At 36.5% G+C, this 12868-nt stretch carries 10 protein-coding genes, 2 tRNA genes, 1 rRNA gene and 1 pseudogene; 7 read left to right on the top strand and 7 right to left on the bottom strand.

The window, feature by feature from the left end; all coding sequences use genetic code 11:
• Position 1 precedes the first annotated feature (1 nt).
• The 4 genes from BM203_RS08240 to BM203_RS08220 all read left to right on the top strand — a co-directional run bounded on the left by BM203_RS08240 (position 2) and on the right by BM203_RS08220 (position 2590).
• Positions 2-74, top strand: a tRNA-Lys gene (locus BM203_RS08240).
• A 515-nt stretch (positions 75-589) separates the two neighbouring features.
• A complete protein-coding gene (locus tag BM203_RS08230; RefSeq protein WP_090094250.1) occupies positions 590-1303 on the top strand; it encodes a DUF4097 family beta strand repeat-containing protein in 714 nt (237 codons plus the stop codon).
• Positions 1304-1317: 14 nt separating this feature from the next.
• The gene (locus BM203_RS08225; protein ID WP_090094247.1) at positions 1318-2187 is read left to right on the top strand and encodes a DUF4097 family beta strand repeat-containing protein; all 870 of its coding nucleotides are present in this window, start codon (positions 1318-1320) and stop codon (positions 2185-2187) included.
• Between the two features lie 172 nt (positions 2188-2359).
• The gene (locus tag BM203_RS08220) at positions 2360-2590 is read left to right on the top strand and encodes a cytochrome b5 domain-containing protein (RefSeq protein WP_090094244.1); all 231 of its coding nucleotides are present in this window, start codon (positions 2360-2362) and stop codon (positions 2588-2590) included.
• Positions 2591-2648: 58 nt separating this feature from the next.
• Here BM203_RS08220 and aroD read toward each other — a convergent pair whose 3' ends face one another.
• From aroD to BM203_RS08200, 4 genes are read right to left on the bottom strand one after another with little or no spacing between them, the layout of a single operon-like run.
• Positions 2649-3410, bottom strand: a complete 762-nt coding sequence (gene aroD / locus BM203_RS08215) for a type I 3-dehydroquinate dehydratase (protein WP_090094242.1) — start codon at positions 3408-3410, stop codon at positions 2649-2651.
• Positions 3411-3428: 18 nt separating this feature from the next.
• Positions 3429-4337: a shikimate dehydrogenase gene (locus tag BM203_RS08210; protein ID WP_090094241.1), complete on the bottom strand. Its 909-nt coding sequence runs from the start codon at positions 4335-4337 to the stop codon at positions 3429-3431.
• Between the two features lie 39 nt (positions 4338-4376).
• Positions 4377-6143, bottom strand: coding sequence for an FAD-dependent oxidoreductase (locus BM203_RS08205; RefSeq protein WP_090094238.1), 1767 nt, complete (start codon positions 6141-6143; stop codon positions 4377-4379).
• Between the two features lie 18 nt (positions 6144-6161).
• Positions 6162-7358, bottom strand: a complete 1197-nt coding sequence (locus tag BM203_RS08200; protein ID WP_090094236.1) for an MFS transporter — start codon at positions 7356-7358, stop codon at positions 6162-6164.
• Between the two features lie 408 nt (positions 7359-7766).
• Here BM203_RS08200 and BM203_RS08195 point away from each other — a divergent pair, with 408 nt between their 5' ends.
• Both BM203_RS08195 and BM203_RS08190 read left to right on the top strand, forming a co-directional pair.
• Positions 7767-8681: a LysR family transcriptional regulator gene (locus BM203_RS08195; protein ID WP_090094234.1), complete on the top strand. Its 915-nt coding sequence runs from the start codon at positions 7767-7769 to the stop codon at positions 8679-8681.
• Positions 8682-8694: 13 nt separating this feature from the next.
• Positions 8695-9522, top strand: a pseudogene (locus BM203_RS08190) (triphosphoribosyl-dephospho-CoA synthase); the annotation flags it as partial.
• 37 nt (positions 9523-9559) lie between these two features.
• On the opposite strand, the gene BM203_RS08185 reads toward BM203_RS08190, so the two are convergent.
• Positions 9560-11434 (bottom strand): flavocytochrome c, encoded by a 1875-nt coding sequence (locus BM203_RS08185; protein ID WP_090094254.1) that lies wholly within the window; start codon positions 11432-11434, stop codon positions 9560-9562.
• Between the two features lie 119 nt (positions 11435-11553).
• On the opposite strand from BM203_RS08185, the gene BM203_RS08180 reads away from it, so the two are divergent.
• Positions 11554-12480: a LysR family transcriptional regulator gene (locus tag BM203_RS08180; protein ID WP_090094229.1), complete on the top strand. Its 927-nt coding sequence runs from the start codon at positions 11554-11556 to the stop codon at positions 12478-12480.
• Between the two features lie 55 nt (positions 12481-12535).
• On the opposite strand, the gene BM203_RS08175 is transcribed toward BM203_RS08180, so the two are convergent.
• Positions 12536-12608, bottom strand: a tRNA-Asn gene (locus BM203_RS08175).
• Between the two features lie 12 nt (positions 12609-12620).
• A 5S ribosomal RNA gene (rrf, locus tag BM203_RS08170) occupies positions 12621-12737 on the bottom strand.
• Positions 12738-12868: the final 131 nt, after the last annotated feature.

Below are 12868 nucleotides of genomic sequence, written 5' to 3'. Positions count from 1 at the left end.
TGGGTGGCTAGCTCAGCTGGCAGAGCAACGGACTCTTAATCCGTGGGTCCAGGGTTCGAACCCCTGGCCACCCATCATAAATAAAAAGCACTGTAAGTAACAGTGCTTTTTTGTTATCTCAAAAATTCATCTTTCCTAGCTATGTTTTTATCTGAATAATAATTTGCTAATTCCCCCCATATTATTTTTTTAATAAAAAGGCATTAATTTAATCTTGTTAATTATAAACATCTAAATTAAAATGTTATATATTAGGAACAAAAAAAACACGACAATATCTCCCCAATATTGCCAGGGAAGATTTCCATTTGTCTTGGTAGTGTTTTATTTTTCTCGTCCAACTTTTTAATCGCTACATATGCCAACTTTACTTTTGGCATATACTACAAGAAAAACTACTCGCAAATCAATTTAAACAAGCTGAAGGATTATTATAAATGAAAAAGCTTTATAAAATATGTGCTCTAGTACTTGCCGTCTTCTTTTTGGCTATCGGTCTAAATATCTACCATGACATACATACAACATCTCAAACAATGAGTCATTTTAACAAACCAAACCAGTTCAGCAACCAAACTAAAAGAAAAAAATTATTTTTAAAAAATTTACCAAAATCAAACTTGACACCTACCTCCCAGACATCCAAGTTATTCCTGGTAAGAAATATCAAGTAACTATTATAGGCAATTATGGCGCCGATATTAGTAAAATTAAAACTTCCATTAAAGATAACCAGTTAACCATTTTTGACAAGCCTGAACCCCATTATAATAATGGAAACTATCACGTTGAAATTAGGGTCCCAAAGAGCCACTCCCTATTAGAAATATCTGGTTCATGTTATGCGTGCACCCTACTTTTAAAAAAATTAATTATTCCAAGAATAAACATTAAAGTCGATGATAGTGATGCTATTTTAAAAAATACCACCGTTAAAAAATCGAATTTAATCTTAAGTGATGGCGAGTTTAAAGTCAGCAATTCGACTTTATCAAGTGCAAAATTAGCTTTAAGTGATAGCGACTGTAAAATTACAGACAGTCAGTGCAAAATTACCGCAACCTTAAATGATGGTGATGCGTTAATCAAAAATTCTAAAATTACTGGCAATAGTTCGTTCAACCTAAGTGACGGTGATTTTATAATGAACAAGGCACCTAAAATTAGTTACGACCTTACAGCTGATTCAGAGGATACCATTAAATTTGACAATACTTATCACACTAGCCACCTAGTTAAAAGGCTTAATGGCACGCCTCTTCTTAAAGTAGTCAGTGCCGACGGCGATATTGCAATCAATTAAAGGAACATTTAACAATGAAAAAGTTCTATCAAATCATTGGTATCATTGCAGTTATTGGTCTTGTTTTATTACTAATTATTAAATTTAATAATAGCAAACAAAATATGCAAGAAGTACATCATGAAATAACTAATAGTAGCTTTTTTAGTGACTATGAGCACAAGCATTCTGTAAGTAGTAAAACAAGCAACCTGAAGAAATTTTCCAAAATTAAAATCAAGGTTAACGAAGCCGACATTAACATTGCTAAGGGTGATCAATTTCAAGTAAAAGTTACAAGTCGCAACATTAAAGCGGTCAAAATTGGAGTAGCAAATCAAGAACTGACGCTTGCTAATGACCACCAAGCATCTAACGATGATTGCAAACTTTTAATTACTGTTCCTGATAAAAACGCTGTAAGCAACATTTCAGGATCGGTCAATGAAGGAGACGTTAGTTTAAATGACTTAACTATCACTGACATTGACCTGCAACTGGATGATGGTGACCTTAGTATCAACAATATCAAGGCCTTGAAGACGTCCTTCACCTTAGATGAAGGTGACATTAAGGTAGCAAATTCCACCCTAAAATCAGACACTTCTAACTGCAATGATGGAGATTTAACAATTTTTGCCAGCCAATTTAAAACCTCTGTTTCTCTTACTGATGGCGATGTTTCAATCAGCAATTCTAAAATTCTTGGTAGCAGTTCATTCAATTTACATGATGGTAGTTTTCAAATGAGCGAGGCACCGATGATTAGTTACTTACTTTCAACTCATTCTGGTAATGAAATTAACTTCCGCCATAACAATTATTCTGGTCATTTTTCTAAAGTCAGGCAACATACACCTCTTCTAAGAGTTACTTGTGGCAATGGCGATATTAATATTAACTAGATAAATTGGCTTAAAGTTGTAGGCATAAATATAAAAGTTAGTCATTCAATAAAAAAGTTTAGTTTTACCACCATAAAATTTTTTAAAGCGTATAATTAGACATCTAACCTTTTTAGGATTATGTTATATTTTAGATAGGTTTTATTCTATTTATTGAAAGGAGTGTGCTTCAATGGAGAAGTTCACAAAAGAATCTTTAGCAAAATATGATGGTAAAAATGGAAATCCAGCTTATGTAGCAATTGATGGCGATGTTTACGATGTTACTGGCAATGCCCACTGGACTGATGGCGAACACCATGGTAATTTAGCTGGACAAGACTTGACAGTTGCAATTGGTCAATCACCTCACGGTAAGAGTGTTTTAGGTAACTTGAAAAAAGTTGGTACTTACGAAGCTTAGTTACTATTTGATAACAAAAAACAGGTACACAATGTGTACCTGTTTTTTGATTGCTAAATTAGTCATGTAAAGCCAAATAATTTTCTGCATTGCGTAAATCTTTAAGTGAAAGCTGTCCTGGTGCCGAAGTTTGACTTACCGCCCCAAAAGATAAGCTTGAACCAAAAATCTGACCAGCAATTCGCGTAACTTTACCCAAATCACCCATTGCCATTGTAATTAAAGGATTAGGAATTGCTTTATGCACTACCTGAGTAGCTTCTAATAAGGTTAAAACATCCTGCGGAGTATGCGGCATGCAAGCTAATTTAGGGATATCTGCCCCCAATTGTGCCATCTTTTTAAGGCGAAATTCAATGACATCTTGGGCGGGTACCTTATCAAAATCATGGTTACTCATAATTACTACGATATTGTAATCATGGGCTAAGGAAACGAGCTGCTTAATCCGCTCTTCATCATGAAACAGTTCTATATCAACTGCATCGCCTAAGCGCTTGGTAATAATTAATTCCACTAATTCCAAATAAGCATCATCTGCTAATGCAGCAACGCCACCTTCATTTTGCGTTCTAAAGGTTACTAAAAGCGGCAAGTCGCCCACCGTTTGTCGTAATTTTTGGGCAGTTGCAATTAAGGCGTCCTTATCAGCAATTCCAGCTGCATAGTAATCGAGCCGCCATTCCATTAAATCTGGCTGGGCAGCAACAATTGTTTTCGCTGCAGTTAAAATTTCTGTTTCCGTTCGTCCAACATTTGGGACAGCAATTTTAGGTAGCCCTGTTCCCAAAACAATATTTCTAATCTTAACAGTTGCCATTGTCTACCTCAACTTTTCTTACTTATCGGTAAACATAATTTCCCGAATATAGTCAGTTGGCATATCTTGACCCGTCCAGAGTTTAAATGAGGCGGCCCCTTGTTCAATCATCATGCCAATTCCGTTAAAAACATGTTCAACCCCTGCTGCTTGAGCTACTTCCATTAGTTTAGTAGTTCTAGGAGCATAAACTGTATCAAAAACGACCATCTCTTTATGGAACCAGGATGGATCTGAAACCAAAGTTTTATCTTCTAACGGTTTCATGCCGACACTCGTAGCATCACAGTAAATATCACTCTCAGCAATTGCTTGTTTAAATGCAGCTTGATTGCTTAAATCGGTTAATGAAACTTTGCAAGCCGTCTTTTCTTGAATTGTTTGCACATTTTTTTCAGCTTGAGCCCATTTATCATCTTGAATGTTGAACATTTTTATTTCCTTAGCACCATCCAAAGCCGACTGAACTGCAATCGGAGTCGCAGCACCACCAGCTCCAGTTAGAGTAATTATCTTATCTTTGATTTCAATGCCTTCAGCTTTAAGTGCCTGAACAAAGCCAATGCCATCTGTTGTATAACCAGTCAAAACACCCTGATTATTAACAATGGTATTAACAGCATCACACATTTCTGAAGCTGGTGATAGTTTATCAAGATATTTAATCACTTCTTTTTTATTTGGCATCGATACATTTGAACCGCGCATATCTAAAGTCCGAATAGCATCAACTGCGCTAGCAAGTTTATCGTTACCAATTTCAAAGCAGAGATAAGTATAATTTAGACCTAATTTGGCAAAAGCGTTATTGTGCATTGTAGGTGACATTGAATGCCGAATCGGATAAGCCATTAAACCAATTAAATAAGTGTGGCCATCCAGCCAACCAGTAATTGGACCATTCACGCCTGTAATTTGATTTGTCATTATTTTAGCTCCTTACTTTTAAAAAAATAATATCTATACTTATTTAGTAGATGCACCCGATACCACATTTACTGTTTCACGTGAAACCAAATGTGATTGGCTAAAATTAGCATTATCAGCAGCTTCAGTTCCTGCTATAAAGCCAGAAGCATAACTCCATGAATTCATCATACTTGGCATTGAATCATGACCATTGGCACCACCAATTATTTCACCTGCAGCATAAAAATTAGGAACGGGATTAAAATCAGTGGTCAAAAGCTGTAAATGCTTGTTAGTCTCATATCCACCCAAAGTAGTGCAAAAACGTAATTTTTGTTCAATTACATAGTAAGTATCGCCTTCATATTTATGCATAAATTGTGCTGGACGTTCAAATTCAGAGTCTTTGCCAACTTTAACTGCTTCTTCATACTCTGCTAACGTCTTTTGTAAATTAGCATAATTAATACCCGCTTTTTGAGCAACCACTTTGAGATTACCAGAAACCAAAATTGGACTCTTCTTACCATCCAAATCAAAGAAGCCTTGCACTTCATCTTGAGTGAAACCATACTTGAGTAACAATTCATAGAATCTATCCCACATTCTTTGATCCATTATTACAAAAGCAAGCTTATCCTTTTGAGCCGCAATCGCATCACGGAAGTGGGTATATGGTGCCGATTCATTAACAATTCGCTGACCATCCGTATTAACAAAAATTGCCCCCATATCGCTGGCTTCCTTAGTGGAATAAGTCGTCAATTTGGCAATACCTGGTTCAACTTCAAGTCCATGTGGATAAACTTTATACCAATCAAGATTGCGTGCAACTAAATCCATATTTTTGGCAAAATCAAAGTAGTCACCAGTTGAAGTCATTGGACCATAATATGGTATCGTAGTTTTATGTTCCTGATAGTCACGTGCCCCCCAACCTCCAGCTGCTAACACTAATGACTTGAAGTTAACTTTAGTAGTCTGATACTTACTTTCTGCAATTAATGAAACTAGCTCACCTTTTTCATTCTTATTTAGCTTTTCTACCCGAGTTTCCTGTAGAATTTGCCCTCCTTTTTGGGTAAAGGCCTCAGCAACCTTGATAATCAATTCATATGAACTGGCGGTTGGCATTTCAATTTGGCGGTCAACTGAATGTTCAATCGTTTGCGTTTCTGCTTTTTGATAAGTCAAAGTAGCAAACTCGGTAATAAAATCAACTGCCTTACCAATATTTTCAGCTAATAGATTAGACAACTCAGCATCATTAGTGCCTCGACATTCACGCCTAATGTCTTGCACCAGTAATTCAGGTGTATCCCTTTTAGCTTCTTCACCAAATATACTAGCTGATAATTTTGATCCTGTGCCCACTACATTGGACCCATTCAAAATTGTTGCGCCACCAAGATAACCATTTTTCTCAAGTACAAGTACCTTTTTGCCTAAAGAAAGCGCCCGACAAGCAGCCATTAGTCCGGCCATGCCAGAACCAATAACAGCTACATCAACATCAAGGGTAACGTTTTGATGCTCTTTGGCTTTGCTAGTAGTTGTAGTATCTACTCCATTTTCTGTGAGTGCCTTTTTACCAGCATCCAGCATGGCTTGCGTCATAATTGAAGCACCTGAAATTGCATCAACATCAAAGCTTTGCTCATTAATAACTTGAGTTTTTAATTTATCAACAACTTGGTTAAAAATTCCAGGTGTTTCCACATTTTTAGTTACCTCTAAGTCATCAATATGGTTACCCGTTAACTTAATTTCAAAATCAATCTGTCCATTACGCCCAGTAGCTTGGGTCTTTATTATTTGAGTCATAAATTTGCCTTTCTCTAACTAATCTGCAATATCAAAATTCTTACTGCGCACAATCAAAATTGCGGCAAGAATAGTTGAAGTTATTGCAAAAATTGCCGTAATCCAGAAAACCATTAAGGTACTTGTACCATTAGCTTTTAAGACAAAAGCTGCTACTAATGGTGCAACAAAGTAAACCATGGCAGGGGCAAAGCTATAATATGATGTGATCTTGCCATGACTTTGTGGAAAATAAGAGGTCAAAACTGATAAGCCAACTTGCCATACGCCACCAGCGGTGAAGAACCCGACTGCTAACGCGCCAGTTTCACCCGCTAATGGTGAAGGAGACAAAACCATGAATAAAAGCCCCACTGCAGTAATAGCTGAATAAACCATAATCAAGGTCAAACGCTTTACTTTTGTTACTAAAACTGAAGTCACAAAGACCGAGACTAATGACGCAATTGAATACCACGAAACTAGTTGATTAGCATTAGCAGCAGGTTCATTGAGTACATATTGACCATAATAGGGCGCATATAAGGAAAAAATATAAAAAGTAAAACAAAGTGTAAATCCTAAAGCAATAATCATTAACCCATCAACTGCTAGTTTTGGCTGATTGCTACTAGTTTGTATTGTAGCCGTTTCCTGCTCAATTTTAGTCTCTTGGGCTTGCGCTTGCGGTGCATAAGCTGTTTTTATAGTTAAAAAAACATCAATTAAAATCAACGCAACTAAAATGCAAGCAGTAATTCGCGGATTACTGATCAATTTGACACAAAATGGAAACAGCATCTGCATTACCTGCATGGCTGCTTTCACAAAAGAATTCATCGTGGCCGTTTTAGTCGGAAAGGCATCGGCTAGAGCCGGATAACCAGCTGTATCACCAAAAGAGTTAGTAGCGCCAAAAAACATCGCTGCTATCCCAGCTACCCAAATATTATTAGCAAAAGCTGCTCCCAACAAAAAAATAGCATCACTAGTAAGTGCAATCAACAAGGCCTTCTTGCGACCAATCTTATCTGAAATCGCACCTGCAAACAAAATAGTAATAATCCGCCCGAGGCCAACCATCGCCATCACCAACGAGATTTGAGTTTCAGTTGCATGCCATGACTGTGCTAAAACTTGGCGATACTGACTAATAAACAGTGTCGCCGCCCCCACAACCGCAAAGTGCATATAAACGGAGGTAGCAACACCTGCATAATTGTTCTTTCTTTCCATCTCTTCACCTTTCAAAATTATTGGTAATTAATTACCCAATAATATAACCCATTTAATTAAATAAAAATAATGATTTATTATGGCACAAGTATGGGTATTAGCTATAATAAGGCAAACTACTGTGTCTATAGGAAATAAAGATAGTAAAACAATTTAGTCAACTTTAAAAATTGAAATTGAAATTTTTTTAGTTAGTCGATAACTTCTAAAATTAGTTAAGATTATAGTTTTTATTTTTATTTTTATAAAAAAATGCAATAATTAAATATTTCGCTATAATGTAAAGATGAATACAAATATTACTATCACTTTAATTAGCTGCTAAACAAAATATAGTTATTTATTTAATATTTTAAGCGGTTGCAATATTAAAACTTTAAATAAAAATAGTTTTCTGAGGTATTTAACATGAATTTAAATCAACTTTACTATTTTCAAGAGTTGGCAGACCAAAAACAATATACAAAAGCTGCCGAAAATCTTTTTATCAGTCAACCCACCTTATCAGTTTCCATTAAGCAACTAGAGACCGAATTGCATTGTAAACTGTTCAAACATAATGGGCGCTATGTCCAGTTAACCGAATATGGCCGTATTTTTTATGATACGGTTACCAAAACGTTAGCTTCATTGGAACATGGCAAAAAAAAGATTGCTCAAAAAATTAGTCAAGATCAAGGCAATATTCATATTGCTGGCATCCCTACTGCAATTGGTATCTTTTTGCCTTATTTAACCAAAAAATACCAACAAGAAAGTGCGATTTCTCCGCATTTTATTTATCATGATAATCCCTCTTATCAAATATGTGAGGGCATTAAAAATGGGTGGTATGACATCGGTATCTGCTCTTACGTACCCGAATTTAATTACCTAACTTATATTCCACTTTATACCGAAGAAATTATTGCAATTGTTGCACCCGATAATAATTTAGCTCAAATTAACCGCATGTCGCCCAGTGAATTACAAGGCGAATCCATCATGACTTACTCCACTAAAATTCAAATTGGTCGCGATATCACAAACGCTTTGCTTGCAGTTGCTTCTGATTTGCATATCATCAATCGTTTACATGATGAATTGGCAATTGCTGGTCAGGTACTGACCAACGACATTGTGGGCGTTGTTGCCAAAACCATTTATCTCAGTGGCTTTGATATTCATCAAATTCAACTTGATTTACCTAAAAATATCCGGCAAGTTTATCTTGTTTATGATCCTAACCAGCATTTTTCAGCTGGAATTATCGACTTTATTGACTTTATTAAAAGTAACAAACAAGAAATTCAAACTTTAGTCGACAATTTAGCAATTAAGTAGTAATCACAATAAGGAACTTATGACTAATTCAATCACTCAAAATGCGCTACGCGCTCTTTTATATGAAGTCACTACCTTGCCCAAACCTGGCTTAGTTGATCCAGCTAATCCCGGACCACATCCTGATATGAATATTTATACCTTTATTGACAGTAGCTTAAGCCTAGAGCATTACTTCAATAAAGCTACACAAATTGGGCAAACCTTCACTGGAGCAGACCTCCCCGCCATGTTCACTCAATTAAGACAAGAAGGTCTACTAGCTGAAGAAGAAATGCTAACAGCTACAAATGGAGTCAATACCCATAAGGGGGCAATTTTTGCTCTAGGTATTTTTGTTTGCGCTCAAAGTTATTGTAAAAAAAATCAGGCAGAGTTGTTTGCAACTATCGCTAAAATGTGCCATGGTTTAGTTGAACATGACCTAGAAAAAAATAACCAATTACAAACAGCTGGTGAACGTGAATTTCAACAATACAGCATTGGTGGCGCACGTGCACAAGCCGAACAAGGTTATCCCATTGTAAAAAAATATGCCCTGCCTTTCTTAAAGCAGAGCACCGGTACGCTCCAGTGCCGATTACTAGATACCTTAATGAAAATTGCTACAGTAACGGTTGACAGTAATCTTATTAAGCGCGCAGGTAATTATGATGTAATTAATTGGTTGCATAGCTGTGCTAGCCAATATCTGGCTCTAGGCGGCTATACTACAGCCTCAGGAAAAAAATATCTCCTCAAGCTTAACCAAATATGTCTAGACCATAATTATAGTTTGGGGGGCTGTGCCGATTTATTAATCGTCACCATTTTTTTAGCTTTAGAACAAGGGCAATTATAAAAAATAGCCTGAAGACTGGCTATTTTTTGATTAATCTTTAATTTTGTGATGAGCTATTGGTAGTATCTGATATAAGCTGACTACAAGCAGTATCTGCAGCAATTCTGCCAAAAGTAAAAATATCAGCTAATGAATTGCCGCCTAGGCGGTTTCCAGCATGAAGGCCACCCGCAACTTCACCAGCAGCAAATAGACCAGTAATAACTTGATCATCTTGATTAAGCACTTGCCCCTTAGAATTAATTTTCAACCCACCCATAGTATGGTGAATTGCTGGCTTACGTGGTGTTGCATAAAATGGGGCAACTTCACATTTTAAATTAAAGGCACTCTTATTAAATTCAGGGTCATAGCCGTCATCTACATACGAATTGTATTTATTAATTGTATTAACTAAAGTAGCTGGCTCTGCCCCTATTTTTTCAGCTAGTTCTGCTAAAGTATCGGCCTTAAACAGTGTCCCAGCCTTAACTTGCGCTGCCAAAGATTCTTCAGTTGTGTTATAGGCTGTTGCTTTGATTTTATTATCAGCAATTAAATAAAATAAAGTACCATTAGCAATTGCTGCTTTAGCCAAAGTATCCCGTTCTGCAAATTCATTGACAAAACGTTCTCCTTTTTGATTAACCATGATGAAGTTTTCAGGTGGTGTCTGAATACCTGTAAATAATTCACCCGTTTCTGGATCAGATACTGGCATTAGTTGAATAAAACCCATACCCACTAAAGCAGCGCCAGCTTCTTGTCCCAAAGCAATTCCATCACCGGTTATTGCTGGTGAATTAGTAGTTGCAATATTATCAGCAATCTGTGCCCAATAAGTATTATACTTTTGGACCATCTTTGTGTTCGCACCAAATCCACCTGAAGTTAAAATGACTTTTGGTGCGTGGACAGTTACTTGTTTGCCATTATTTTCGGCAAGCACACCTTTCACTTGCCCATTTTCAATAATTAAATGTTTTGCTCGGGTTTCAGTTAAAATAGTTGCGCCATGATCTCTGAGCCATTCACCCAAAACTTTGATAAAAGCATAGCCCATTGGCTCAACTGGTTTATGGCCTCTACGCCACAAAGCACCAACAGGCATTGCTACATCATCACGATCAAACTCTACACCTAAATTAGTCAACCATTGCACTGAAGCGAATGCGTTATTAACAAGCTTATTGACTAACTCATAGTTACCATGAATTTCATTTCCATTTAAATCAATTCTCTTACCACCCAAGTAAGTTTGAATTTCATGTAGTAAGGTGGAGTCAAATAAATAATTTGCCCCCGATTCAAGGTATGCATTAATCTGTTTTTGTAATTTTTGAAAATCAAGCCGATATTCTAAATCAATTTGATCAATTGGTAGCGCAGCTAATTTTGCCAAACTTTCTTTTTCACCTGCTAAGGCCTTAAATTTGCCCTGCCATTCTGGTTCAGCCGCATTTAAAGGTCCACCAGCCCGCGCAGTGTTGCCACCAATTTGTGGATATTTTTCTAAAACTATCACTTTTTTATCATTTTGGATTGTTCTAGTTGCTGCAGCAAGCCCAGCACCTCCAGCACCAATTACAACCACATCTACATTATATTCTTCATCTTTATCGCTTTTAGCAATGGGTTTAGCCCGCTGTTTCCATTTAGTTGCCTCACCGCCAGCCTCATCGATGGCTTGAGCAACTCCATCGATAACTCCGCGGCTAGAAATTGTAGCACCACTAATCACATCAACATTTAGTGTTTGATTAGCAATAATCTGCTGGGGTAGCCGCCTAAAAACTTCATCAGCAATCCCTTTAGTTTCAGCACTAGAATCAATGCTTATATTTTCAATATCGGTCGCAGAAAGAGTAACCTTCATTGGCATAAAACTTGAGCCATGCCCTTTTGCTTTTACATTATATGTACCTGGCTTCATCATTGAAATAATTCCTCTCTGTAAAATCTTTAATAACTAAATTTTACTAACTTTATTTAACAAAATGAAATAGTTTTCGAGCAAATAGGCTATAATAAAAGTGTTATTGGAGGAAACAGATGAAAGATCCAGAAATACTCTTACACTACATTGACATTTTACTAAAAGAAAGCAATTTTACCCGAGCTGCCCAAGAACTATATATCTCACAGCCTTATTTAACTCAACTACTTAAACGCATCGAACATAAATTAGGGACCAAAATAATTAATCGAAAAACTACTCCGTTTACATTAACTAAAGCCGGCGTAATCTATTATAAATACCTCGAAACAACTATTGCCAATAACCAAAATTTAGCCAAAAAGTTGATTCGATACGCCTCACCAAAAAAAGAAATAATTAGAATTGGAGTCTTAGAAAGCCTCGGAACTTTTTTATTACCAGAATTACTACCCGATTTTCTGGCTGAAAATCCAAATATTGAGATTCAATTATCTGAAACCTTTCCTAGAAATAGCGAAACGCAGCTTTTGAATGAACAAATTGATTGTTACATTGGACAAACACCTGAATCGCTCAATACTGAGCTCGATTTTTTCGTTAATGGGGAAGAAAACTACTATGTGATTATTTCACCTCAATCATCATATTTTAAAAAAGACCGGTTTATTCTTAATCAAGATGAATACAATCTTAAGGAAATATTGCAACAACCATTTGTAGTTAGTTTTAGCAACTCCGCTATTCGTCATCAAGTTAATGGTATATTTCATAAATTCAACGTCCAGCCCAACATTGTTCTTGAAAGTAAAAGTATATTAACTGCAACAAATTTAGCAATTAAGGGAGTGGGATTAACCATTTCAGCTGCTAGTATTATCAAAAGAATGAATCGAACCCCAATTAATCTTTTTCCACTTGATCACACTTTAATTCAAATTAAGTATTTTATTGCAGTTAAACACAAGAAAAGGCTTGATCCTGGTCTTAAAAAACTAATTACAAAATTCACACAACTAAGAATACAGCCCAGCATTAAATAAAATAAATTTTCATAAACAAAAAAAGAAGGTCATTAGACCTTCTTTTTTAACCTTGCTCCGGCTGTCAGACTCGAACTGACGACATCTTGATTAACAGTCAAGCGCTCTACCAACTGAGCTAAGCCGGAATATTAAAAAAAGCACGGCAACGTCCTACCCTCGCAGGCAGTCTCCCACCAACTACTCTCGGCGTTAAGAAGCTTAACTTCTGTGTTCGGCATGGTTACAGGTGTTTCCTTCTTGCTCTTGCCACCGTACTTCTTTTTGAGCTTTTACACTCAAAACTAAATATTATCCTTCGAAAAAACCGTTCCACTCTCTTCTTTGACTGCCTTCGCTTTTGGTCAAGTCCTCGACTGATTAGTACTAGTCCGCTCCAAACCTCACG

The sequence above is a fragment of the Lactobacillus bombicola genome, assembly GCF_900112665.1.
GTDB classification, from domain to species: Bacteria; Bacillota; Bacilli; order Lactobacillales; family Lactobacillaceae; genus Lactobacillus; species Lactobacillus bombicola.
The sequence above is the reverse complement of the archived record's forward strand: the minus strand, read 5'-3'. Positions and strand labels throughout refer to the sequence as shown.